The sequence below is a fragment of the Pseudomonas sp. B34(2017) genome, from assembly GCF_002112915.1.
Taxonomy (GTDB): domain Bacteria; phylum Pseudomonadota; class Gammaproteobacteria; order Pseudomonadales; family Pseudomonadaceae; genus Aquipseudomonas; species Aquipseudomonas pharyngis.
In genome coordinates this window covers 98,834-124,122 of sequence record NZ_NEJA01000007.1, presented here as the reverse complement: position 1 = coordinate 124,122, position 25,289 = coordinate 98,834, and the positions used below count along the sequence as shown (strand labels likewise).

At 61.6% G+C, this 25,289-nt stretch carries 22 protein-coding genes; 14 read left to right on the top strand and 8 right to left on the bottom strand.

Annotation, left to right across the window (positions count from 1 at the left end; translation table 11 throughout):
• Window positions 1-171: 171 nt before the first annotated feature.
• Window positions 172-786: an NAD(P)-dependent oxidoreductase gene (locus CAF80_RS22220; protein WP_074688419.1), complete on the bottom strand. Its 615-nt coding sequence runs from the start codon at window positions 784-786 to the stop codon at window positions 172-174.
• 46 nt (window positions 787-832) lie between these two features.
• Complete coding sequence (locus CAF80_RS22215; protein WP_039765911.1) at window positions 833-1,711, bottom strand: MBL fold metallo-hydrolase; 879 nt, start codon at window positions 1,709-1,711, stop codon at window positions 833-835.
• Between the two features lie 115 nt (window positions 1,712-1,826).
• Between CAF80_RS22215 and CAF80_RS22210 the strand changes: the two genes are divergently transcribed.
• Window positions 1,827-2,729, top strand: a complete 903-nt coding sequence (locus CAF80_RS22210) for a LysR family transcriptional regulator (protein WP_217634493.1) — start codon at window positions 1,827-1,829, stop codon at window positions 2,727-2,729.
• Window positions 2,730-2,874: 145 nt separating this feature from the next.
• Window positions 2,875-3,051, top strand: a complete 177-nt coding sequence (locus CAF80_RS28920) for a hypothetical protein (RefSeq protein WP_166225760.1) — start codon at window positions 2,875-2,877, stop codon at window positions 3,049-3,051.
• An 8-nt stretch (window positions 3,052-3,059) separates the two neighbouring features.
• On the opposite strand, the gene CAF80_RS22205 is transcribed toward CAF80_RS28920, so the two are convergent.
• Window positions 3,060-3,956: a helix-turn-helix domain-containing protein gene (locus CAF80_RS22205; protein WP_039765907.1), complete on the bottom strand. Its 897-nt coding sequence runs from the start codon at window positions 3,954-3,956 to the stop codon at window positions 3,060-3,062.
• Window positions 3,957-4,143: 187 nt separating this feature from the next.
• On the opposite strand from CAF80_RS22205, the gene pobA reads away from it, so the two are divergent.
• Window positions 4,144-5,328: a 4-hydroxybenzoate 3-monooxygenase gene (pobA, locus tag CAF80_RS22200; protein ID WP_371855244.1), complete on the top strand. Its 1,185-nt coding sequence runs from the start codon at window positions 4,144-4,146 to the stop codon at window positions 5,326-5,328.
• A 79-nt stretch (window positions 5,329-5,407) separates the two neighbouring features.
• Window positions 5,408-6,925, top strand: a complete 1,518-nt coding sequence (locus CAF80_RS22195) for an MDR family MFS transporter (RefSeq protein ID WP_074688427.1) — start codon at window positions 5,408-5,410, stop codon at window positions 6,923-6,925.
• Window positions 6,926-6,969: 44 nt separating this feature from the next.
• Here CAF80_RS22195 and CAF80_RS22190 read toward each other — a convergent pair whose 3' ends face one another.
• From CAF80_RS22190 to CAF80_RS22175, 4 genes are all read right to left on the bottom strand, one after another.
• The gene (locus CAF80_RS22190; protein ID WP_074688429.1) at window positions 6,970-7,818 is read right to left on the bottom strand and encodes a cache domain-containing protein; all 849 of its coding nucleotides are present in this window, start codon (window positions 7,816-7,818) and stop codon (window positions 6,970-6,972) included.
• A 122-nt stretch (window positions 7,819-7,940) separates the two neighbouring features.
• Window positions 7,941-8,816 (bottom strand): ATPase, encoded by an 876-nt coding sequence (locus tag CAF80_RS22185; RefSeq protein WP_074688431.1) that lies wholly within the window; start codon window positions 8,814-8,816, stop codon window positions 7,941-7,943.
• A 116-nt stretch (window positions 8,817-8,932) separates the two neighbouring features.
• Window positions 8,933-9,925, bottom strand: coding sequence for an NAD(P)-dependent oxidoreductase (locus tag CAF80_RS22180; RefSeq protein ID WP_039765898.1), 993 nt, complete (start codon window positions 9,923-9,925; stop codon window positions 8,933-8,935).
• A gap of 108 nt (window positions 9,926-10,033) precedes the next feature.
• Entirely contained in the window at window positions 10,034-10,921 is an 888-nt protein-coding gene (locus CAF80_RS22175; protein WP_074688434.1) for a LysR family transcriptional regulator ArgP, read from the bottom strand.
• 96 nt (window positions 10,922-11,017) lie between these two features.
• Here CAF80_RS22175 and CAF80_RS22170 point away from each other — a divergent pair, with 96 nt between their 5' ends.
• The 10 genes from CAF80_RS22170 (at window position 11,018) to CAF80_RS22120 (ending at window position 24,998) form a co-directional block, all read left to right on the top strand.
• Window positions 11,018-11,419, top strand: a complete 402-nt coding sequence (locus CAF80_RS22170; RefSeq protein ID WP_074688436.1) for an ACT domain-containing protein — start codon at window positions 11,018-11,020, stop codon at window positions 11,417-11,419.
• 5 nt (window positions 11,420-11,424) lie between these two features.
• Window positions 11,425-12,027 (top strand): LysE/ArgO family amino acid transporter, encoded by a 603-nt coding sequence (locus CAF80_RS22165; protein WP_074688438.1) that lies wholly within the window; start codon window positions 11,425-11,427, stop codon window positions 12,025-12,027.
• A 176-nt stretch (window positions 12,028-12,203) separates the two neighbouring features.
• A complete protein-coding gene (locus CAF80_RS22160) occupies window positions 12,204-12,800 on the top strand; it encodes a superoxide dismutase (RefSeq protein WP_003227660.1) in 597 nt (198 codons plus the stop codon).
• 354 nt (window positions 12,801-13,154) lie between these two features.
• Window positions 13,155-15,206 (top strand): bifunctional diguanylate cyclase/phosphodiesterase, encoded by a 2,052-nt coding sequence (locus CAF80_RS22155; RefSeq protein WP_039765890.1) that lies wholly within the window; start codon window positions 13,155-13,157, stop codon window positions 15,204-15,206.
• Window positions 15,207-15,401: 195 nt separating this feature from the next.
• A complete protein-coding gene (locus CAF80_RS22150; protein WP_074688440.1) occupies window positions 15,402-16,748 on the top strand; it encodes an imelysin family protein in 1,347 nt (448 codons plus the stop codon).
• A 277-nt stretch (window positions 16,749-17,025) separates the two neighbouring features.
• The gene (locus tag CAF80_RS22140; RefSeq protein WP_074688443.1) at window positions 17,026-18,453 is read left to right on the top strand and encodes a di-heme oxidoredictase family protein; all 1,428 of its coding nucleotides are present in this window, start codon (window positions 17,026-17,028) and stop codon (window positions 18,451-18,453) included.
• Between the two features lie 26 nt (window positions 18,454-18,479).
• Window positions 18,480-19,544 carry an imelysin family protein gene (locus tag CAF80_RS22135; RefSeq protein ID WP_074688445.1) on the top strand — a complete coding sequence of 355 codons (1,065 nt, stop codon included), beginning with the start codon at window positions 18,480-18,482 and terminating at the stop codon, window positions 19,542-19,544.
• 14 nt (window positions 19,545-19,558) lie between these two features.
• On the top strand, window positions 19,559-20,659 hold the full coding sequence (locus CAF80_RS22130; protein ID WP_039765884.1) for a DUF1513 domain-containing protein: 1,101 nt from the start codon (window positions 19,559-19,561) through the stop codon (window positions 20,657-20,659).
• 147 nt (window positions 20,660-20,806) lie between these two features.
• The gene (locus CAF80_RS22125; RefSeq protein WP_074688447.1) at window positions 20,807-21,955 is read left to right on the top strand and encodes an efflux RND transporter periplasmic adaptor subunit; all 1,149 of its coding nucleotides are present in this window, start codon (window positions 20,807-20,809) and stop codon (window positions 21,953-21,955) included.
• 13 nt (window positions 21,956-21,968) lie between these two features.
• Entirely contained in the window at window positions 21,969-24,998 is a 3,030-nt protein-coding gene (locus CAF80_RS22120; RefSeq protein WP_085667937.1) for a multidrug efflux RND transporter permease subunit, read from the top strand.
• A 63-nt stretch (window positions 24,999-25,061) separates the two neighbouring features.
• On the opposite strand, the gene CAF80_RS22115 is transcribed toward CAF80_RS22120, so the two are convergent.
• Window positions 25,062-25,289, bottom strand: a complete 228-nt coding sequence (locus tag CAF80_RS22115) for a hypothetical protein (RefSeq protein ID WP_011335717.1) — start codon at window positions 25,287-25,289, stop codon at window positions 25,062-25,064.

The following is a 25,289-nucleotide window of genomic DNA, read 5'->3' as shown; positions in this document are numbered from 1 at the left end:
CGCCCTCACTTGATGATCGTTTCCACGCACCCCTTCTTTGATCGTTCCCACGCTCCGCGTGGGAATGCAGCCCGGGACGCTCCGCGTCCCATGCCGAAGCGGACGCGGAGCGTCCAGTGAGGCATTCCCACGCGGACGGTTCGACGCCTCGACGTGGGAACGATCATACGGTCAGTAACCGACCGTAAACCGCTGACGCGAGTGCTTCGGCGTTTCCACTTCGTCGATCAGAGCAATCGCGTAATCGGCAAAGGTGATCGAGCTCTGACCGTCAGCACTCACCAGCAAGTCATCCTTGCCCACGCGGAATTTACCGGTGCGCTCGCCTTCGAAGAACAGCGCCGACGGCGACAGGAACGTCCAGTCCAGTTCCTTTTCCTGACGCAAGGCCTCAAGGAACGCCGCACCGGCGCTGGCCTCAGCCTTGTACTCGGCCGGGAAACCGGCGCTGTCGATCACGCGGGTGCCGTCCGGCAGCAACAGCGAGCCGGCACCGCCGACCACCAGCAGACGTTTCACCCCAGCCTGTTTCACCGGACCGATCAGCGCGCTGGCCGGCACCGTGGCGAAATGCGCGGCGCTGATGACCACATCGTGACCGGCGACGGCGTCCTGCAACGCGGCTGCATTCAGCACGTCGACATTCTTGCTGACCACACCGGCGCGGGCACCGATCTTCGAGGTATCCCGAGCGATGGCGGTGACGCTGTGGCCGCGACGCAGGGCTTCTTCCAGCAATTGGCTGCCGGCACGGCCGGTGGCACCAATGATTGCGATCTTGCTCATGACATTCTCCAGTTGGCTTGAGAGTGCTGCGTTTTTCAGAATCGGGTTACCACTGCATTTCGCCCTTGGCGACTTTGGCGCTCAGCTCCAGCGAGCTTTCTTCGCCCAGTGACGGGTAGCGTTTTTTCATCGCGGAGATCAGCGCGGCAGAGTCTTTGGCCTTGGCAGTTTCTGCGTCGAACGCCTTGATGTAGTCGGCGGTGAATTTCACCGCTGCCAGCGAACGGGCGCTGTCACCCAGGTAGTGACCCGGCACCACGGTTTTCGGTTTCAGGGTTTCGATCGAGTGCAGGGTTTGCAGCCAGTCGGCATGGGATTGCGCGGTCTGGGTGTCGGCCATCCACACGTGGATGTTCTCGGCGACGACCACACCGCCGACCACCGCTTTCAACGAAGGGATCCACACGAAGCTGCGATCCGGTTGTTTGCCGTCCAGGCCGACCACCTGCAATTTCTGCCCTTCGAGCATCAGGCTGTCGCCCTTGAGTACGCCAGGCACGATGGTTTTGGCCGGCACGTCGGCGCCCATTTTCGGACCCCAGAAGGCGAGTTTGCCGTCGACGGTCTTTTTGATGTGATCAACGGTCGGTTGCGAGGCCAGCACTTTGGCATCCGGGAATGCCTTGGTCAGGGTGTCGAGACCGAAGTAGTAATCCGGGTCACCGTGGCTGATGTAGATGGTGGTCAGTTGCTTGCCGCTGGCGCGGATCTTTTCCACCACTTGCTCGGCCTGGGATTTGCCGAACTGCGCGTCCACCAGAATCGCGTCCTTCTCGCCGCTGACCAGTACCGAAGTCACCGGGAAGATCGCGTGGGTGCCCGGGTTGTAGACATCGAGGGTCAGATTCGCGGCCGCTGCGTGGGCAGCAAAGCCGAGGGTGGCGGTGGCCAGTAAAACGCGCTTGAGGGTGGTGAAGCCGATCATGGGTTGCTCCGCTGTTCGAATGCCGTGCTTGGCGATGGGGACAGAGCTTAGTTGCCAGACTCGTTACAAAAAATGCGATGCTTGAACATAGTTTGTTTCTGAAAGCGGGCAAATCATGGATCGTCTCCAAGCAATGCGGGTATTCGTCACGGTAGTGGATCTGGGCAGTCAGTCGGCAGCGGCCGATCACCTGGACCTGTCGCGGCCGGTGGTGTCGCGCTATCTGGCGGAACTGGAAAACTGGGTCGGCGCGCGCCTGATGCACCGCACCACCCGCAAGTTGAGCCTGACCGCCGCCGGCAACGAAATCCTGCCGCGCTGCCGGCAGATGCTGGAGCTGTCCGGTGACATGCAGGCCGCCGTCAGCGAACCCGCCGATGCGCCACGGGGTTTGCTGCGGATCAGCGTCAGCACCTCGTTCGGTCAGGCGCAACTGGCCGATGCCATGGCGGCGTTCGTCAAAGCGTATCCGGGGGTGAGCATCGACCTGCAAATGCTCGATCGCACGGTGAACCTGGTGGACGAACGCATCGACCTGGCGATCCGCACCAGCAACGACCTCGACCCCAACCTGATCGCCCGGCGCCTGACGGTCTGCCGTTCGGTGGTCTGCGCCGCACCCGCCTATCTGCGGGAACATCCGCAGCCGCAGCGGGTTGAAGATCTGAGCCGGCACAACTGCCTGACCCATTCCTATTTCGGCAAGAGCCTGTGGCATTTCGAGGAAGATGGCGAACCGGTTTCGGTGCCGGTGCAGGGCAACATCAGCGCCAACGAGGCCAGCACCCTGCTGCGCGCGACCCTGGCCGGCGCTGGCGTGGCGATGCTGCCGACCTATCAGGCCGGGGTGCATGTGCACAGCGGCGAACTGGTTCGCCTGCTGCCCCACGCCGAGCCCCGGCAGATGAACATCTACGCCGTCTATGCCTCACGCAAGCACATGCCGGCAGCGTTGCGCTGCATGCTGGACTTTCTGGTGCAGCGTTTTCCCGAAAACCCGCAATGGGATCAGCTATAAAGCTGCAAGCTGCAAGCTGCAAGCTGCAAGCTGCAAGCGGAGAGTCTGCTTCATTCTTGAAGCTCAAAGCTCAAAGCTTGCAGCTGCTCTGCCGTGGCCTATGCTGAAAGTAGTACCCAAGGGTATTCGTTCAGAGGTCAACGCCATGAACACCAGAACAAGAAGATACTTCGCGATTTTCATCACCTGTGCGGCCACGCTGGCGCTGTACGGCACCGCGGCATGGCGCGTGGAGCAGTTGCGACAACTGCCCCGTGAGTACGCGAGCTGCAACTTCGAGCGCTGCATCCCTCACAACGCCACCCTCAACGCCCTGCGCTGATACCAGGTTCAGGCGTCGTCGTTCTGCTCGGCCTTCAAGCGGTCGCGGAACGCCTTTGGCGAGATCCCCACCCGGCGCCGGAACAGGCGCGTGAAGTTGGTCGGATCGGAAAACCCCAACACCTCGGACATCTCGTAAATGGTCATGCTGGTATAAGTCAGCAGGCGCTTGGCTTCCAGTAGCTGACGTTCATGCATGATCTGCAACGCAGGTTGCCCAGCCAGTTCGCGGCAGGTGCCGTTGAGGTGCGAGACGGAAATCCCCAGCCGATGGGCCAGGTCTTCGACCTTGACGTGCTGGCGGTAGGTTTCTTCCACCAGCTGAATGAACCCGTTGAGGTATTCGCGCTGACGCTGCGGGCGTTGCGTGGCGTTGTGACGGTGGATCGCCTGGCGGCTGACCCAGACCATGATCACGCTGACCAGCGAATGCATGAGCATTTCCCGCGCCGGTTGATGGCCGTTGTACTCGGCCTGCAACGCGGCAAACAGACTGTTGAGGTACTCCGCGTCCTTGCCCGCCGGATAGCTTTCGGCCTGGGCCAGGGCCTGCACCGAACTGCCCAGTTGCGCCTGCAAATGGTTGATCAACGGTGTGGCGAGGGTGACGACGAATCCTTCGACGTCCTCGGAAAAACGGAATCCATGCACCGATAACGGCGGCAGGATCTGGATCGCGGCTTCGTTCAGTTGCGTGCGTTGGCCTTCGATTTCAAGCTCTGCCTGACCTTTGAATACGAAGAGCAACTGGCACAAATCGGCGTGGCGGTGGGGTTTGATTTCCCATTGGTGTTCGCGGCTGCGTTTGGAAATGGTTTCACAGTGCAGCAAGTCAGGGGTCGGCCAGTCCAGGCTTTCACCGTAGAGCTTGAACACCGGAATCGAAGGCAGGTCAGGCTTGTTCATCACTTCAATCCAGGCCTCGAGGTTTGCGGGCGATAATCGCACCGATTGGCAGAATGTACAGGTATCGGCTCAGTTTTCACCTTCAATTGACAGACCCGCAAGGGAAAAATGCAAGCACTCGAATCCTGAAACTCATTCACCGGCCGTTGTCGCGTGAAGCTTGCGAGTCATAAAAACAATGAAAACGCTGAAAACCCAAGTCGCCATCATCGGCGCCGGTCCGTCCGGATTATTGCTCGGCCAACTGCTGCACAACGCCGGCATCGACACCCTGATTCTGGAGCGCCAGACACCTGACTACGTGCTCGGCCGAATCCGCGCCGGCGTGCTTGAACAAGGCATGGTAGAGCTGTTGCGCGAGGCTGGCGTGGGTCAGCGGATGGACGCCGAAGGGCTGGTGCACGGTGGTTTCGAACTGGCCCTCGACGGGCGCCGGATCCACATCGACCTGCAAGCCCTGACCGGTGGAAAAACCGTGATGGTCTATGGCCAGACCGAGGTCACTCGCGACCTGATGGCCGCTCGTCGGGAGACCGGTGGGCAGACAATTTACGAAGCCAGCCATGTCGTTCCCTGTGACATGAAAAGCGACGAAGCTTATGTCACCTTCGAAAAGGACGGCGAAACCTGGCGCGTCGATTGCGATTACATCGCCGGTTGCGACGGTTTCCACGGCGTGGCCCGGCAGTCGATTCCCGAGGATTGCCTGAAAGTCTTCGAACGGGTTTATCCGTTTGGCTGGCTGGGGATTCTCGCCGACACGCCACCGATTCACGATGAACTGGTCTACGCCCGCCACGAGCGCGGCTTCGCCCTGTGCAGCATGCGCTCGGCGACCCGCACCCGTTATTACCTGCAAGTGCCGGCCGAGGAAAACGTCGACGACTGGTCGGATCAGCGTTTCTGGGATGAACTGCGCAAGCGTCTGCCGGAGGATCTGGCGCAGAAGCTGGTGACCGGCCCGTCGATTGAAAAGAGCATCGCGCCGCTGCGCAGCTTTGTGGTCGAGCCGATGCAATACGGGAGGATGTTTCTCGTTGGGGACGCGGCGCACATCGTTCCGCCGACCGGCGCCAAGGGGCTGAATCTGGCGGCCAGCGATGTCAGCACGCTGTTCAGGATTTTGCTGAAGGTTTACCGCGAAGGTCGCACTGACTTGCTGGAGAAATACTCGCAGATCTGCCTGCGCCGGGTGTGGAAAGCCGAGCGGTTTTCCTGGTGGATGACTTCGATGCTGCACCGCTTCGACGAGCACGATGATTTCAGCCAGCGGATCTGTGCTTCGGAACTGGACTACTTTGTCAGCTCGGAGGCCGGTCAAAAAACCATTGCAGAAAATTACGTCGGGCTTCCTTATGAGGCTATCGAATAGCTTCCTACCGACTTACACTGGCGAGCATCCCCGCTCGCCTGGCGATCTGCGGGACCCTCACTGCCCGCAGGTTTTGCCCGTGACCAATCTCAACCATCCCGAAACGCCCAAACCGGCCATTCGCAGCGTACTGGTCGCGCTGATGATGGCGATCTTTCTCGGCGCGCTCGACCAGACCATCGTCGCCGTTTCCATGCCGGCCATTTCCGCACAGTTCAAGGACGTCAGCCTGCTGGCCTGGGTGATTTCCGGCTACATGGTGGCGATGACCGTGGCGGTGCCGATCTACGGCAAGCTCGGCGATCTGTACGGGCGGCGCAAACTGATGCTGTTCGGCATGGGCCTGTTCACCCTCGCCTCGCTGTTCTGCGGCATGGCCCAGAGCATGGAGCAACTGGTGCTGGCGCGGATTTTCCAGGGCATCGGCGCTGGCGGGATGATTTCGGTGAGTCAGGCGATCATCGGCGACATCGTGCCGCCCCGCGAACGCGGGCGTTATCAGGGCTATTTCTCCAGCATGTACGCGGTGGCCAGCGTTGCCGGCCCGGTGCTCGGCGGCTACATGACCGAGTACCTGTCGTGGCGCTGGGTGTTCCTGATCAACCTGCCGCTGGGCCTCGGCGCGTACTGGGTGGCGCGACGCAACCTGATCGGCCTGCCGATTCCCCAGCGCAAACCGGTCATCGATTATCTCGGCACACTGTTGATGATCATCGGTCTGACGGCGCTGTTGTTGGCGATCACTCAGGTCGGCCAGGGTTACGCGTGGCGCAGCAGCGAAGTGCTCGGGCTGTTCGCTTGCGCGGTGGCGGTTTTGGCGGTGTTCGTCTGGCATGAGCGGCGCGCCCGGGAGCCGTTGCTGCCGATGCACCTGTTCACCAACCGCAGCGCTCTGCTGTGCTGGTGCACGATTTTCTTTTGCAGCTTCCAGGCGATTTCGTTGATTGTGCTGATGCCGCTGCGCTTTCAGAGCGTGACCGGCGCGGGGGCCGACAGCGCGGCATTGCACTTGCTGCCGCTGGCGATGGGTTTGCCGATCGGCGCGTATTTCGCCGGACGTCGCACCTCGATTACCGGGCGCTACAAACCGCAGATTCTGACCGGCGCGCTGCTGATGCCGATCTCGATCCTCGGCATGGCCTTCAGCCCGCCGGATGCGACGCTGCTCAGCAGCCTGTTCATGTTGCTCAGCGGGATCGCCGGCGGCATGCAGTTCCCGACCTCGCTGGTCGGTACGCAGAATTCGGTGGAGCAAAAGGACATTGGCGTCGCCACCAGCACCACCAACCTGTTCCGCTCCCTGGGCGGTGCGGTAGGCGTGGCGTTGATGTCGGCGCTGTTGCTGGCGTTGTTGCAGGACTCCAGTTTCGCCCACCTGGCCGGCAGCTCGCTGATGAGCGAAGGGCATTCCGGCAACGTGCTGCTCGATGGCCTGAACGCGGCGCCCGGCGATGCGCAGAACGCCTTGCGTGCCGAATTGCTGGTGACGTTCCGGCATTTGCTGATGGTCAGCGCGGCGGTCTCGCTGCTCGGGCTGGCGGCGGCGATTGCGATGCCGAACCGGTTGCTGCGGGGCCGTGAGCACGGCGCCCGCTGATTGATGCCGATCGCTCCCACGCGCCGCGTGGGAGCTTTCAGCAATCAAGCACTGTAATAACCGACCGCCACCAGCATGTTCCCGACCTTCTTCAGGTAGGCATGTTTGTTCTCGACCTTGCCGGTCACCGGGTTTTTCCAGCGGTACTCGTACTCGCCCTCATCCTGTTTGCCGATCAGCGCCAGAATCGGTTCGCCCACCGGTTTGCCTTCGGGATCGTCGACCTTGGCGAAATCGGTGTTGATCAACCGCAGATTGGTGCCGTGGGCGACGTAGCGGTGGTTGTCGAGATTGACCACGAACACATACAGGTCGTCCTGCAGGTAACCGCCCTTGAGCGAGTTGATCGCGGACAGCGTGCCCTTCTCATCCTTGGTCAAATCGGTAGCAGCCTTGTCGAGCAACGCTTTTGCCTGTTCCGCCGACGCGCGCGGCAGGTAATAACCCACCGCCAGAATCCGCTGACCGACGCGTTGATAGTAAACGTGCTTGCGCTCGACCTTGCCGTCGGACCAGTTCTGCCAGCGGTATTCGGCCTGCTGGATGCCGTTGCCTTCCGGCACTTTCAAGGCGTCCTTGAAGGACTTCTGCAAGTCCGGCCCGAGCACTTCGCTGACGTCGCGCCCGATCAACGCCGATGACGGCCCACCGCTGGCGAGCATCACGCCCCTGGTATCGACCACGAACACATAGCGATCCTTGTCGACGAATTCGCCCTGACGGCTGAACGCCGCAAACGCCTTGTCGCCGTTGTCGTGGTAATAGGCCAGAGCCTTTTCCAGCAAGGCGATGGCGGCCTTGCTGTCGTCTTTTTCCGTGGTGGCCGCATTGGCCTGACCGAAACTCAACAGCAGCACCGCGCCGAGCCAGGCCAGCTTGTGCACAAACCCCATGACGCATCCCTCGTTCTTGTTGGTGTTTCAAGAGCGTAGACGGCCTGAAGGCATGTATGGATATTCAGAAAGCTTCTGAATGTTGCTGTGGCGAGGGCGCGCGCCCTCGCCACACAAGAGGCTTACGGACGCGCGTTGAGTTGCTGTTGCAGGTTCTGGATCTGCGCTTGCAGGGTGTTGATGTTGCGGGTCATCTGCGCGCGGAACGCGTCGAACTCGGCAGTGTTGGTGCCACCCTGCGCAGCAGCCGGACGGTTGTCCTGCTCGCTCTTGAGGATGACGATTTCCTGCTCCAGACGGTCGATGGCGGCGCTCGGATTGCCTTGTTTTTTCAAGGCCGTGATGTCGGCACCGAGGCTCCTGAACTGCGCATCGAACCCCTTCACCTGGGCATCGAAGTTCTTGAGCTGGGCGTCGACCTTGCTGGTGTCGGCCGGGGTGCTTTTCAGCGTGGCCAGTTCGGCGCTCAGGGCTTTGACCTGTGCCTGCAACTGGGTGTTGGCGTTCTGCTGTTCGGTGGTCTGGGCGGTCATCTGCGCCAGGCGCTTGTCCAGGTCCGTCGCCTGCCCGGCCACGCCCTGCTGCTGTTTGCTCTGATCCTGAAGCGCGCTTTGCAGCTGTTTGATCTGCAGCTTCAGGGCTTCGCTGTCGGTGGTGACGTTGGTCTGGCTGGCCACGACCTTGCCGGAAATGTCCTGCAGACGCCCCGCCGCTTCCTCACTGATGCGCGCGAAACTTTCCTGGGTCGCCACCAGTTGCTGCTCCATCAGCGAAATCTGCTGGAAGCTCCACCAGGCCAGACCAATGAATGCGAAGAACAGCGCGCCAACCAGTGCCCATAACGGCCCGGTGCTGGCGGCCTTGACCTTGACCACCGGCGGCGTGCGCGAATGCACGGTGGTGCGGGCGGTGACCGGAAAATCGTCGTCATCGAGGGTATCGGCGCGCAGGCTCGGTACATCGTCGAAATCGTCGTGGGCATCGTTACGCATGGACATTGAGGCAACCTTTGTGAAACGCGGTGATGGCAGATTGGCGCGAAGTATAAACCCCGCGGCCGCTGGGGTTGACCCTCAAGCCGTAGCGCGGTTCAGTGCCGGCCGGCAGATTCGTATCAACGAATGTCCTGAGCCTTCCACCAGCCACAGAACTCATCGAGGGCCGTCCACAGACTGACTTTCGGATCGTAGTCCAGATAATGCCGGGCGCGACTGATGTCGAGGGTGAAATTTTTGTTCATCACCTGCATGCCCAGGCGCGACAGGGTCGGCTCGGGACGCCCGGGCCAGAGCTTGCACACGCCTTCGTTGAGCGCCGCCACGCTGTAGGCCAGACCGTAGGAACGGTACTTGGTGACCTGCGGGACTTCCATCTTGCGCATCACGTAATTGACCACATCCCACAGCGGCACCGGGGCGCCGTTGCTGATGTTGTAGGCCTTGCCCAGCGCGGAAGCGTCGGCCAGCAGGCTGCTGAGCAACGCTTCGTTGAGGTTGTGCACGCTGGTGAAGTCGACCTTGTTCAGACCATTGCCGATGATTGCCAGACGGCCCTTGCGCTGCATGTTCAGCAAGCGCGGGAAGATGCTCATGTCACCGGCGCCGGTGACGAAACGCGGTCGCAGGGCGAGGGTTTCGAGGCCGAATTCCTGGGCGCCGAAGACCTTTTGCTCGGCCAGGTATTTGGTCGCGGCGTAGTGATGCTTGAAGCGCTTGGGCACTTGCTCTTCGGTCAGGCCGAGATGGTCGCGACCGTCAAAGTAGATCGAGGGCGACGACAGATGCACCAGCCGCCGAACCCTCTGCTTCAGGCAGGCTTCGACCACGTTTTCGGTGACTTGCACGTTGCCCTGATGGAAGTCCTGATAGCGGCCCCAAAGGCCGACCGCGCCGGCGCAATGCACCACGGCTTCGACGTCATTGCACAATTCCCGCACCAGATCCGGATCGCTCAGATCGCCTTGAACGAACTCGGCACCGCGACGCACCAGATGCTCGACACCCTCGGCCCGGCGACCGTTGACCCGCACGTCCAGGCCCTGCTCCAGGGCGAAACGCGCAAAGCGTCCGCCGATGAAGCCGCTTGCGCCGGTGACCAGAATTTTCATGTAGAGCTCCAACAAAACCAGCTGCAAGCTTCGAGCTTCGAGCTGCAAGGTAAAAACAGTACGCAAGCGCTTTACTTGCCGCTTGCAGCTTGACGCTCACAACTGCTTTCAGGCCACCAGCCATTGCGCCGACGAGCGCACCAATTGCTCGGTCAACAGCCCGAGCAACTGACCGCCATTGCGCCAATGATGCCAGTACAAGGGCACGTCGATCGGTTTATCTGGCAACAGTTCGCGCAGCACGCCGCGCTCCAGTTGCTCGCGCACTTGCAATTCCGGCACCAGCCCCCAGCCGAGCCCGGCTTCGGTCAGGCGAATAAAACCTTCGGACGACGGGCAAAGGTGATGTTCGAAACCGCCATCGACGCCGAGGGACGCGAGGTATCGATGCTGGAGAAAATCGTCCGGGCCGAAGACCAATGCGGGGGTGCGCGGCAATTGTTCGGCCCGCACGCCGTCGGGAAAATGCCGCTTGATGAACGCCGGGCTGGCCAGCGCCCGATAGCGCATCGCTCCGAGCAACACACTGCGCGCGCCTGCAACCGGACGCTCACTGGCGCACAGGCAACCGGCCACTTCACCGGCGCGCATGCGTTTGAGGCCGACGGTCTGGTCTTCGACGATCAGATCGAGCAATAGATGTTGTTCGGCGCAGAAGTCGCCCACCGCCTCGGCCCACCAGGTGGCGAGGCTGTCGGCATTCAGCGCGATGCGCAGACGCTCCGGCAGGCCTTCTTCGTCCAGCGCCGGCACCAGCGTCTGCAAATCTCGCTCAAGCAGACGTACCTGCTGCACATGGTTGAGCAGGCGCCGACCGATCTCGGTCGGCGACGGCGGTGTGCCACGCACCAAAACCGGCTGGCCGACCCGCGCTTCCAGCAGTTTGATCCGCTGGGAAATCGCCGATTGCGAAAGGCCCAGCACCTGCGCCGCCCGTTCGAATCCGGCCTGCTCGACCACGGCGGCCAGAGCGGAAAGCAATTTGTAGTCAAACATCAGTTTTCCTAATGAGCGATCAGCACTATTGGTTTTTCTTATACAGCGTCAACCGGGAGAATAGCCAGCAAGCACTCTTTATCAAGGATCACCCCCATGGCTGGCGAAACCTCGTTGACCACCCTGCTGCGGAGCATGAGCCCGCAGCTCAATGCCGGCGAATTCGTGTTCTGCACCTTGTCCGACGGCGAGTTGCCGAGCGGCCTGGAAGTCGTAGGCAGTTTCCGTGAACAGGAAGGCCTGACGGTGATTCTCGAACGCTCCCACGCCGAGCGCGCCGGGTTCAGCTTCGACTATGTCGCGGCGTGGATCACGCTGAACGTGCATTCGGCACTGGAAGCCGTCGGCCTGACCGCCGCCTTCGCCACCGCACTGGGCAAGGCCGGGATCAACTGCAACGTGATTGCCGGCTACTACCACGACCATTTGTTCGTCGGTCAGGCCGACGCCGAACGTGCCATGCAAGTGCTGCGCGATCTCGCAGCCAACGCGGAGTAATCGTCATGTGGCAAAGCTATACCAACGGTTTGCTGGTGGCGTTCGGGCTGATCATGGCGATCGGTACACAGAATGCCTTTGTCCTGGCGCAGAGCCTGCGGCGTGAACATCACCTGCCGGTCGCCGCGCTGTGCGTCGCCTGTGATGCGTTGCTGGTGGCGGCCGGTGTGTTCGGTCTGGCCACGGTGCTGGCGCAGAACCCGACGTTGCTGGCGGTCGCCCGCTGGGGCGGCGCGGTGTTTCTGATCTGGTACGGCAGCCAGGCGTTGCGCAGGGTGTTTTCGAAACAGAGCCTGCAACAGGGTGAAAACCAGACCGTACGTTCGCTGCGGGCGGTGATGCTCAGCGCACTGGCGGTGACCTTGCTCAACCCGCACGTCTATCTCGACACCGTTCTGCTGATCGGTTCTCTCGGCGCACAACAGTCGGTGCCCGGCGCCTATGTCGTGGGCGCAGCAAGTGCTTCGCTGCTGTGGTTCTTCACCCTGGCGTTCGGTGCGGCATGGCTCGCCCCGTGGCTGGCACGGCCGAGTACGTGGCGGATTCTCGATCTGTTGGTGGCGATGATGATGTTCACGGTGGCGGGGCAATTGATATTGGCTTCATGATTTATTCCAAACAGCTCTGGAACCTCTATCCCACACAGTTGTTGCGTGGTTAAGCCGCACCCCCGGTGCTATGATCCGAACCCTGCGCCGCAAAGAGTAAAAACTCGCCGGTGCATTTCTGGCCGCCCGTGATCGGCCTTGCGCTCACCGCAACAGACCTGATTAGGAGAATCATCATGGCTTTCGAATTGCCGCCGCTGCCTTACGCACACGATGCCCTGCAGCCGCACATTTCCAAGGAAACCCTGGAATTCCACCACGACAAGCACCACAACACCTACGTCGTGAACCTGAACAACCTGGTGCCAGGCACCGAGTTCGAAGGCAAGACCCTGGAAGAAATCGTCAAGACTTCCTCGGGCGGCATCTTCAACAACGCCGCTCAGGTCTGGAACCACACCTTCTACTGGAACTGCCTGGCGCCAAACGCCGGCGGTCAACCAACCGGCGCACTGGCTGAAGCCATCAACGCGGCTTTCGGTTCGTTCGACAAGTTCAAGGAAGAGTTCAGCAAAACCTCAATCGGCACCTTCGGTTCCGGCTGGGGCTGGCTGGTGAAAAAGGCTGACGGTTCCCTGGCCCTGGCCAGCACCATCGGCGCCGGCAACCCGCTGACCAGCGGCGACACCCCGCTGCTGACCTGCGACGTCTGGGAACACGCTTACTACATCGACTACCGTAACCTGCGTCCAAAATACGTCGAGGCGTTCTGGAACCTGGTCAACTGGAAGTTCGTGGCCGAGCAGTTCGAAGGCAAGACCTTCACCGCTTAAGCTGCACGCCAGACAAAAACCCGGCTTTGCCGGGTTTTTTTATACCTGCGGGAATAATCGTGAGTGCGTTGCATCACAAACAAGGCTTTTTCCCACACATGAAGCAGCCCTTCTCGCCTTGCTCCCAAGCCACGGCGAACTAACATCAAAAGAGGAAAAATTGTCCGACGTCCCTCAAGTTGGAGACCGAAACTACCGACACAGTACAACCAGGGCAAATACTCCAAACAGCAGCATATCGGCCAAGGCCACGGACAAATTTTCCGCGGCTCGATTGTCCCTTTGACTGCCAACACGGGATTGCCAATACTCATGGCAACTTGACGCTACCCGCACGGAACAAGGAATAACCCTTTGAAGCTGGAACTCAAGAACAGCTTGTCGGTGAAGTTGCTCCGGGTCGTGCTCCTGTCGGCATTGATCGTCGGCGTGGTCTTGAGCTGCGCGCAGATCGTGTTCGATGCCTATAAAACGCGTCAGGCCGTCGCCGGCGACGCCGAACGCATCCTCGACATGTTCCGCGATCCCTCCACCCAGGCGGTCTACAGCCTGGACCGGGAGATGGGCATGCAGGTGATCGAAGGCCTGTTCCAGGACGACGCCGTGCGTCAGGCCTCCATCGGCCACCCCAACGAAGCGATGCTCGCGCAAAAGTCGCGTGAGCTGCAGCAATCCAACAGCCGCTGGCTGACCGACCTGATCCTCGGCCAGGAACGCACGTTCACCACCCAACTGGTGGGGCGCGGGCCGTACAGCGAATATTACGGCGACCTGAGCATCACCCTCGACACGGCCACCTACGGTCAGGGTTTCATTGTCAGTTCGGTGATCATCTTCATTTCCGGTGTGTTGCGCGCCCTGGCCATGGGCCTGGTGCTGTATCTGGTCTATCACTGGCTGCTGACCAAACCGCTGTCGCGGATCATCGAACACCTCACCGAGATCAACCCGGACCGCCCCAGCGAACACAAGATTCCGCAGCTCAAGGGTCACGAAAAAAACGAACTGGGGATCTGGATCAACACCGCCAACCAGCTACTCGAATCCATCGAACGCAATACCCACCTGCGCCATGAAGCGGAAAACAGCCTGCTGCGCATGGCCCAGTACGATTTCCTCACCGGCCTGCCGAATCGCCAGCAATTGCAGCAGCAGCTGGACAAGATTCTGGTGGATGCCGGCAAGCTGCAACGGCGGGTCGCCGTCCTTTGCGTAGGTCTGGACGATTTCAAAGGCATCAACGAACAATTCAGCTACCAGACCGGTGACCAGTTGCTGCTGGCCCTCGCCGACCGGCTTCGCGCCCACAGCGGTCGCCTCGGCGCCCTCGCCCGTCTCGGTGGCGACCAGTTCGCGCTGGTGCAGGCCGATATCGAACAGCCTTACGAAGCGGCGGAGCTGGCGCAAAGCATCCTCGATGACCTGGAAGCGCCGTTCGCCCTCGATCATCAGGAAATCCGCCTGCGCGCGACCATCGGCATCACCCTGTTCCCGGAAGACGGCGACAGCACCGAGAAGCTGCTGCAGAAAGCCGAGCAGACCATGACCCTGGCCAAGACCCGCTCGCGCAATCGCTATCAGTTCTATATCGCCAGCGTCGACAGCGAGATGCGCCGCCGTCGCGAGCTGGAAAAAGACCTGCGCGACGCGCTGTTACGCGACCAGTTCTACCTCGTCTATCAGCCGCAGATCAGCTACCGCGATCATCGCGTGGTCGGGGTCGAGGCATTGATCCGCTGGCAACATCCGGAACACGGTCTGGTGCCGCCGGACCTGTTCATCCCGCTGGCCGAGCAGAACGGCACCATCATCGCCATCGGCGAATGGGTGCTGGATCAGGCCTGCAAGCAACTGCGCGACTGGCACGATCAGGGCTTCGTCGACCTGCGCATGGCAGTCAACCTGTCCACCGTGCAACTGCACCACGCCGAGCTGCCACGGGTGGTCAACAACCTGCTGCAGATGTACCGCCTGCCGCCACGCAGCCTGGAGCTGGAAGTCACCGAAACCGGCCTGATGGAAGACATCAGCACCGCCGCGCAGCACCTGCTGAGCCTGCGCCGCTCCGGCGCACTGATCGCTATCGACGACTTCGGCACCGGCTATTCTTCGCTGAGTTATCTCAAGAGTCTGCCGCTGGACAAGATCAAGATTGACAAGAGCTTCGTTCAGGACCTGCTGGATGACGACGATGATGCGACCATCGTTCGCGCCATCATCCAACTGGGCAAGAGCCTGGGCATGCAGGTGATCGCCGAGGGCGTGGAAACCGCCGAACAGGAAACCTACATCATTTCCGAAGGCTGCCACGAAGGTCAGGGCTACCACTACAGCAAACCGCTGCCGGCGCGCGAGTTGGGCATTTATCTCAAGCAGGCCCAGCGCAGCAACGCGGCCATCCTTTGAAACGTGCCTGCCAGGCCCGACGCAACCCGGGTTCTGCCGGGCATCAACCTCGCTGTTGATCCAGCGCAGACCCCGCGCAAATAAGAAATATTTCCAGCTACAACCCTTTACACATAATGCGAAAGATTTGCATTATGTCGCAGTTTTGCGCACCCCCGCGCCTGTCCACTCAATCACCGAAGCAGGATGTTCGCCATGATTCGTATGCCTCTGGCTACCGCCAGTCTGCTGGCCATCGCTATTTCCCTCGCCGGTTGCGGCGAAGGTAAAGACAAAGAAAAGGCCGCCGCTCCTGCGCCGACTCCGGCTGCCAGCACCGCTGCACCGGCTGCGCCTGCTGCTGCCGGTAAAGTCGACGAGGCCGCCGGCAAAGCCGTTGTCTCGCACTATGCCGACATGGTCTTCGCCGTTTACAGCGATGCCGAATCCACCGCGAAAACCCTGCAAACCGCCATCGACGCATTCCTCGCCAAGCCGAACGCCGACACCCTGAAAGCCGCCAAGGCTGCCTGGGTCGCCGCCCGCGTTCCTTACCTGCAGAGCGAAGTGTTCCGCTTCGGCAACACCATCATCGACGACTGGGAAGGTCAGGTGAACGCCTGGCCTCTGGACGAAGGCCTGATCGACTACGTCGACAAATCCTACGAGCATGCACTGGGCAACCCGGGCGCCACCGCCAACATCATCGCCAACACCGAAGTACAGGTCGGCGAAGACAAGGTCGACGTCAAGGACATTACCCCGGAAAAACTCGCCAGCCTGAACGAGCTGGGCGGTTCTGAAGCCAACGTTGCCACCGGCTACCACGCCATCGAATTCCTGCTCTGGGGCCAGGACCTGAACGGCACCGGCCCTGGCGCCGGCAACCGTCCACCGTCGGACTACCTGGAAGGCAAAGACGCCACCGGCGGTCACAACGACCGTCGTCGTGCCTACCTGAAAGCCGTGACCCAGCTGCTGGTCAGCGACCTGGAAGAAATGGTCGCCAACTGGAAGCCGAACGTGGCCGATAACTACCGCGCCACCCTGGAAGCCGAACCGGCTGAAAGCGGCCTGCGCAAAATGCTGTTCGGCATGGGCAGCCTGTCCTTGGGCGAACTGGCTGGCGAGCGCATGAAGGTGTCCCTGGAAGCGAACTCCCCGGAAGACGAACAGGATTGCTTCAGCGACAACACCCACAACTCGCACTTCTACGATGCCAAGGGCATTCGCAACGTTTACCTGGGCGAGTACACCCGCGTCGACGGCACCAAACTGACCGGTGCCAGCCTGTCGTCGCTGGTGGCCAAGGTCGACCCGGCTGCCGACACCGCGCTGAAAGCCGATCTGGCCGCCACCGAAGCCAGGATTCAGGTCATGGTCGATCACGCCAACAAGGGTGAGCACTACGACCAGTTGATCGCGGCCGGCAACACCGCCGGCAACCAGATCGTCCGCGACGCCATCGCTTCGCTGGTCAAGCAGACCGGTTCGATCGAAGCCGCTGCCGGCAAGCTCGGCATCAGCGACCTGAACCCGGACAACGCCGATCACGAGTTCTGATCACAGCGTCCGCGTTAAAAAAGGCGACCTTCGGGTCGCCTTTTTTCGCTGATCGTTCCCACGCTCTGCGTGGGAACGCAGCCCGGGACGCTCTGCGTCCCAAATCAAAAGCCGAACGCAGAGCGTCCGTTGAGGCATTCCCACGCAGAGCGTGGGAACGATCAAAGTTTTGTGAACCTCCTGCCCTGCATCAAGCAAACGATAATTCCTCTTATTCAATCCCCCTCGCCCTGTTAGACTTTGCGCCTTTAAATTCGCCCCTCTTGCAGGAAGTCTGATGCCCTCGCTGCCTCTTCGCTTGTCCGCACTGTTTCTGGCCCTGGGCCTGAGTGCCTGCGATGACGCCCCGCGTTTCACCAAGGCCGAGCCGGGTGAGGCCCGTTCCGGCGGTGCGGCGACCGTGCGCAAGAGCGATCAGAACGCGTTTTCCCTGCCGTCGGCCAATCTGCCGCCATCGCGCCGGGTGGACTTCAGCGTCGGCAACAGCTTCTTTCGCAGCCCGTGGGTTATCGCACCGTCGACTACCACCGCCCGCGATGGCCTCGGCCCGCTGTTCAACACCAACGCCTGCCAGAACTGCCACATCAAGGACGGCCGCGGCCATCCGCCGACGCCGGATGCGGCCAATGCGGTGTCGATGCTGGTGCGCCTGTCGATTCCCGATGCACCGGCCTATGCCAAGGTCATCGAGCAAGTGGGCGTGGTGCCCGAGCCGGTCTACGGTGGCCAGTTCCAGGACATGGCCGTCCCCGGTGTCGCGCCGGAAGGCAAGGTGCGGGTCGATTACACGCCAGTGCCGGTCCGCTTCAAGGACGGCACCGAGGTCGAGCTGCGTAAACCGGTCCTGCAGATCACCCAGCTCGGCTACGGCCCGATGCACCCGGACACACGTTTCTCGGCCCGCGTTGCGCCGCAGATGATCGGTCTCGGCCTGCTCGAAGCGATCCCGGAAGAAGCGATCCTCGCCAACGCCGCCGCACAGGCCAAAGAGAACAACGGCATCAACGGCCGGCCAAACCGGGTCTGGGACGATGAGCAGCAAAAGACCGTCATGGGCCGATTTGGCTGGAAAGCCGGCCAACCGAACCTCAATCAACAAAATGTTCACGCGTTTTCTGGTGATATGGGCCTCACGACCAGCCTGAGACCGTTTGATGACTGCACTGACGCGCAAACCGCCTGCAAACAGGCGCCGAACGGCAACGGCCCGGACGGCGAACCTGAAGTCAGCGACAACATCCTGCGCCTGGTGCTGTTCTACAGCCGCAACCTCGCCGTTCCCGCCCGCCGTGGCGTCAACGATGCGCAAGTGCTGGCCGGCAAGAATCTGTTTTTCCAGGCGGGTTGCCAGTCCTGTCACACGCCGAAATACACCACCGCCGCCAACGCAGCCGAACCTGAACTGGCCCATCAAGTGATTCGTCCGTACAGCGATCTGCTGCTCCATGACATGGGCGAAGGCCTGGCGGACAACCGTACCGAATTCCAGGCCTCCGGCCGCGACTGGCGCACCCCGCCGCTGTGGGGCATCGGCCTGACGCAAACGGTCAGCGGCCACACCCAGTTTCTGCATGACGGCCGCGCCCGCAACCTGCTCGAAGCCGTGCTCTGGCACGGCGGCGAAGCGAAAGCGGCGCAGCAACAGGTTTTGTCTTTCAACGCCGAGCAGCGTGCCGCGCTGCTGGCGTTCTTGAACTCACTTTAAACACTTGAACGAATCGGGAGCCCGACATGTTCCGTCCCAAGCTGTTGTTCACCAGCCTTGCCGCACTGGCCCTCGGCGCGTGCTCGCCGCAGGATCCGCAAGCCGTCACCTCGGCGGCCATCGCCAAATCGGTGATCCTGCCGACCTACACCCGCTGGGTCGAAGCCGACAAGCAACTGGCCGTCAGTGCCCTCGCCTACTGCCAGGGCAAAGAGTCGCTGGACACCGCCCGCGCCGACTTCCTGCACGCGCAGAAAGCCTGGGCCGAGCTGCAACCGCTGCTGATCGGCCCGCTGGCCGAGGGCAACCGTTCCTGGCAGGTGCAGTTCTGGCCGGACAAGAAAAACCTGGTCGGCCGTCAGGTCGAGCAATTGGTTACCGCGCAGCCGCAGATCGACGCCGCCGCACTGGCCAAGTCCAGCGTCGTGGTTCAAGGCCTGTCCGCTTACGAGTACATCCTGTTCGACGCCAAACCTGACGTCGCCAACGACGCGCAGAAAGCCAAATACTGCCCACTGCTGGTGGCCATCGGCGAGCGTCAGAAACAACTGGCCGAAGAGATCCTCAGCAGCTGGAACAACACCGACGGCATGCTCGCGCAGATGAGCAAGTTCCCCAACCAGCGCTACGCCGACTCCCACGAAGCGATCGCCGATCTGCTGCGGGTACAGGTCACCGCTCTCGACACCCTGAAGAAAAAACTTGGCACGCCGATGGGTCGCCAGAGCAAGGGCGTGCCTCAGCCGTTCCAGGCTGACGCATGGCGCAGCCAGTCGTCCATGGAGGCGCTGGAAGCCAGCCTCGCAGCGGCCAAAACCGTCTGGGAAGGCGTCGACAACAAAGGCCTGCGCGGCCTGCTGCCGGCTGAGCAAAAGCCGCTGGCGGACAAGATCGATGCAGCCTACGCGGCGTCGCTCAAACTGTTCGGCAGTACCCAGCGCTCGCTGACCGAAATGCTTAACGATGACGCCGGTCGCCAGCAGCTCAACGACATCTACGACAGCCTCAACGTCGTCCACCGCCTGCACGAAGGCGAGCTGGCCAAGGCGCTGGGCATCCAACTGGGCTTCAACGCCAACGACGGTGACTGATGAGGGCACGTGCCATGCTGCGACGCCAGGCTCTGACTTTAGGTAGTTTGCTGCTGGGAGCAGTGACGCTGGGCGGCTGGACGCTGTTCAAACGCAAGGACCAAAGCCCGCTGCTGCTGTCGGCGCGGGACGACACCGACGGCAAGCATTACGCCGTCGGCTATCGGCTGGACGGCACCCAGGTGTTCGCCACGGAAGTCGGCCAGCGCTGCCACGACATCATCAATCACCCGACGCTGCCGATCGCGCTGTTCGTCGCTCGCCGGCCGGGCACCGAGAGCTACCTGATCGACCTGCGCAGCGGTGCATTGCTGCAAACCGTGACGTCGCAGCCGAACCGGCATTTCTATGGCCACGCAGTGATCCATCACAGCGGCGATTACCTGTACGCCACCGAAAACGACACCACCGATCCGGGCCGTGGCCTGCTCGGAGTGTACAAATTCGAAGGCGAACGGCTGGTGCACAGCGGCGAGCTTTCCACCCACGGTCTCGGCCCGCATCAGGTGTCGTGGATGCCCGACGGTGAAACCCTGGTGGTGGCCAACGGCGGGATCCGCACCGAGGCCGAAAGCCGGGTCGACATGAACCTCGACGCCATGGAGCCGAGCCTGGTGCTGATGCAACGCGACGGTACTCTGCTGAGCAAGGAAACCCTCGCCCAGCAGATGAACAGCGTGCGCCACCTGGGGATTGCCAGCGACGGTACCATCGTTGCCGGCCAGCAATTCATGGGGCCTTCCCACGAGCGTTCGGAGCTGCTGGCGATCAAACGTCCCGGTCAGCCATTCGTGGCGTTCCCGGTGCCGGACCATCAGTTGCAGTCGATGGGTCATTACACCGCCAGCGTCGCCGTGCACAGCGACCTGCGTCTGGTGGCATTGACCGCACCGCGCGGCAACCGCTTCTTCATCTGGGATCTGGACAGCGGCGAAGTGCGCCTCGACGCCCCGTTGCCCGACTGCGCCGGCGTCGGTGCGGTGAAGGACGGGTTTGTCGTGACCTCCGGTCAGGGACGTTGCCGCTACTACGATTGCCGTCAGGACGATCTGCTGGCCAAACCGCTGGATTTGCCCGCAGGGCTCTGGGACAACCATCTTCATCTGATGGCCTGAAATTCGCCGCCGACCGTTCGGTCGGCGGCCCCGCTTTTCTCCACCTTCTTCCCTTACACCCGGTAAAAACTGGCAGTTGGAATCCCTGCCGGACTCGGGGTAATGTGCCCGCCTGTCTCGCCTGATTTTCTCCAAGGAACTGGAAATATGCTGCGTCGCCGCATGCTGATCATGTTGGGTGTTGTACTGCTGATCGTTCTGCTTCTCGCCGGTTACAAGGCCTTCTCGATCTATACGATGATCCAGGGCTTTTCCAAACCGAAGCCGCCGATCAGCGTCGCCGTGGCCACCGCCGTCGAGCGCCCGTGGCAGATGCGTCTGCCCACCGTCGGCACGCTGAAGGCGCTGCAAGGCGTCGACCTGAGTCTGGAGAACGCCGGCACCGTCACCGAGCTGAAGTTCGAATCGGGGCAGAAGGTCAAGGCCGGCCAGCCCTTGCTGCAACTGGACAGCGCCGTCGAAGCCGCCTTCCTCGAAACCGCCAAGGCCGATCTCGGCCTCGCGCAGCTGGATTACGGTCGCGGCAGCCAGCTCGTCGGCAGCAGCGCCATCTCCAAAGGCGAATTCGACCGGCTCTCGGCCCAGTTGCAAAAGAACAAGGCCACGGTCAATCAGCTCAATGCGGCGCTGGCGAAAAAACGCATCGTCGCGCCCTTCAGCGGCACCATCGGCATCCGCCTCGTCGACATCGGCGACTACCTCGCCAGCGGCACCAAGATCGCCACCCTGCAGGATTTGAGCAGTCTCTACGCCGACTTCTACGTGCCCGAACAATCGGTGCCGAAACTGGCTATCGGTCAACCGGTACAGATCACGGTCGCGGCGTATCCCGGCCAGCATTTCACCGGCGCCATCAGCGCCATCAACCCGATCGTCGAAAGCACCACCCGTAACATCCTCGTGCGCGCCACCCTGGCCAACCCCGATGGCAAGTTGCTGCCGGGCATGTTCACCAGCATCGAGGTGCTGCTGCCGGATCCGCAGAAACACATCGTGGTCCCGGAAAGCGCGATCACCTACACCCTCTACGGCAACTCGACGTACGTGGTCACCCAGAAGAAAGCCGAAGACGGCACCGTCGAGAAAGACGACAAGGGCCAATCGGTGCTGATCGCCGAGCGTCGGTTCGTCGAGACCGGCGAACGCCGCGATGGCCAGGTGATGATCAACAAGGGCGTGCAGAGCGGCGAACAGGTGGTGACGGCCGGCCAGATCAAACTGGACAACGGCGCCCACATTGCCATCAGCGACGACAAGACCCTCGGCGAGCAGAACAGTCCGCCCCGCGCCGACTGATCAAGGAAACCCCATGGCCTTTACCGATCCGTTCATCCGCCGCCCGGTGCTCGCCACCGTGGTCAGCCTGCTGATTGTGCTGCTGGGCTTCCAGGCCTGGAGCAAGCTGCCGCTGCGCCAGTATCCGCAAATGGAAAACGCCCTGATCACGGTGACCACCGCGTACCCCGGGGCCAACGCCGAAACCATTCAGGGCTACATCACCCAGCCGATGCAACAGAGCCTGGCCAGCGCCGAGGGCATCGACTACATGACCTCGGTCAGTCGCCAGAACTTCTCGGTGATTTCGATCTACGCGCGCATCGGCTCCAACAGCGACCGTTTGTTCACCGAACTGCTGGCCAAGGCCAACGAGGTGAAGAACAAGCTGCCTCAGGACGCCGAAGATCCGGTGCTGAGCAAGGAAGCCGCCGACGCCTCGGCGCTGATGTACATCAGCTTCTTCAGCAAGGAGCTTAGCAACCCGCAGATCACCGACTACCTGTCGCGGGTGATCCAGCCGAAACTGGCGACCCTGCCGGGCATGGCCGAGGCGGAGATTCTCGGCAACCAGGTGTTCGCCATGCGCCTGTGGATCGACCCGGTGAAACTCGCCGGTTTCGGCCTCAGTGCCAGCGACGTGACCAACGCGGTGCGCCAGTACAACTTCCTCTCCGCCGCCGGCGAAGTGAAAGGCGAGTACGTGGTCACCAGCATCAACGCCAACACCGAACTGAAGTCCGCCGAAGCCTTCGGCAAGATCCCGCTCAAGGTCAGCGGCGACAGCCGGGTGCTGCTCAGCGATGTGGCACGGGTCGAGATGGGCGCGGAAAACTACAACTCGATCAGTTCATTCGGCGGAACGCCCTCGGTGTACATCGGGATCAAGGCCACGCCCGGGGCCAACCCGCTGGAAGTGATCAAGGAAGTACGCAAGATCATGCCGGAGCTGGAAGCCCAGCTGCCGCCCAACCTCAAGAGCGAGATTGCCTACGACGCCACGCTGTTCATCCAGGCCTCCATCGACGAAGTGGTGAAAACCCTGTTCGAGGCGGTGCTGATCGTGATCGTGGTGGTGTTCCTGTTCCTCGGTGCCCTGCGTTCGGTAGTGATTCCGGTGGTGACCATTCCGCTGTCGATGATCGGCGTGATGTTCTTCATGCAGATGATGGGCTATTCGATCAACCTGCTGACCCTGCTGGCGATGGTGCTGGCCATCGGGCTGGTGGTGGACGACGCGATTGTGGTGGTGGAAAACATCCACCGGCACATCGAGGAAGGCAAGACACCACTGGAGGCCGCGCTCGAAGGCGCCCGGGAAATCGCCATGCCGGTGGTGTCGATGACCATCACCCTGGCGGCGGTCTACGCACCGATCGGCTTCCTGACCGGGCTGACCGGGGCGCTGTTCAAGGAGTTTGCCTTGACCCTGGCCGGGGCGGTGGTGATTTCCGGCGTCGTCGCGCTGACCCTGTCGCCGATGATGTGCGCCGTGCTGCTGCGCCACGACGAAAACCCCACGGGCCTGGCCCACCGCCTCGACCGGATTTTCGACAGCCTCAAGCGTCGCTATCAAAGCATGCTGCACGGCACGCTCAATACCCGGCCGGTGGTGCTGGTGTTTGCGGTGATCGTGCTGTGCCTGATTCCGGTGCTGCTCAAGTTCACCAAGTCGGAACTGGCGCCGGACGAGGATCAGGGCATCATCTTCATGATGGCCAACGCCCCGCAGCCGACCAACCTCGACTACCTGAACACCTACACCGACGAATTCATCAAGATCTTCAAGGAGTTCCCGGAGTACTACTCATCGTTCCAGATCAACGGCTATAACGGCGTGCAGAGCGGCATCGGCGGCTTCCTGCTCAAGCCCTGGAACGAGCGCAGCCGCACGCAAATGGAAATCCTCCCCGAGGTACAGGGCAAACTCGAGGGCATTCCGGGCCTGCAGATCTTCGGTTTCAACCTGCCATCCCTGCCCGGCACCGGTGAGGGCCTGCCGTTCGAGTTTGTGATCAACACCGCCAACGACTACGAACTGTTGCTGCAAGTGGCCGACCGGATCAAGAAGCGCGCCATGGAGTCGGGCAAGTTCGCCTTCGTCGACCTTGATCTGGCTTTCGACAAACCCGAAGTCGTGGTCGACATCGACCGCGCGAAGGCTGCGCAGATGGGTGTGTCGATGCAGGATCTGGGCGGTACGCTGGCGACTTTGCTGGGCGAGGCGGAAATCAACCGGTTCACCATCGAAGGCCGCAGTTACAAGGTCATCGCCCAGGTCGAACGGGCCTACCGCGACAACCCGGACTGGCTGAACAACTACTACGTGAAAAACACCCAGGGCGAACTGCTGCCGCTGTCGACCCTGATCACCGTGACCGACCGTGCGCGACCGCGACAGCTCAACCAGTTCCAGCAACTCAACGCGGCCAAGCTGTCCGGGTTCCCGCTGGTGAGCATGGGCGAAGCCATCGACAGCGTGTTGCAGATCGCCCGGGAAGAAGCCCCGGCCGGTTTTGCTTTCGATTACGGCGGCGCATCGCGGCAGTTCGTCCAGGAAGGCAGTGCGCTGTGGGTAACTTTTGCCTTGGCCCTGGCGATCATTTTCCTGGTGCTGGCGGCGCAGTTCGAAAGCTTCCGCGATCCATTGGTGATTCTGGTGACCGTGCCGCTGTCGATCTGCGGGGCGCTGATTCCGCTGTTTCTCGGCTGGTCGAGCATGAACATCTACACCCAGGTCGGGCTGGTGACGCTGATCGGGCTGATCAGCAAGCACGGGATCCTGATCGTCGAGTTCGCCAACCAGTTACGCAAGGAGAAAGGCCTGACACCTCGCGAGGCGGTGGAAGAAGCGGCAGCGATTCGTCTGCGCCCGGTGTTGATGACCACGGCGGCTATGGTGTTCGGCATGGTGCCGCTGATCGTGGCCACCGGCGCCGGTGCCGTCAGCCGCTTCGACATCGGGACGGTGATTGCCACGGGGATGTCGATCGGGACGCTGTTTACGCTGTTTGTCCTGCCGTGTGTTTACACCGTGCTGGCGAAACCCGACCCCAAGGAATGACGCAATAAAAAAGGCCTCGCATCAACGAGGCCTTTGGCTCTTGTGAAAGAGATTTCAATCGATTCAACTCTGCGGCCTCATCCCTTGAGAAAGTCCGAACATGAACAGCAATAGATCATGATCGGGTTGTGTGGCCACGGCAGCTTTCGCCACCCGTGGCATCGGGCAATGCGGATCACTGGCCGATGCGCCAATGACCTGCATGCGTGGCTGTTCCCAGGCCGCCACCGCCAATGATGCAACTGCCAAGGCTCCTACCAGAAACAAACCTCGTGCAATTTCTAGTTTCAT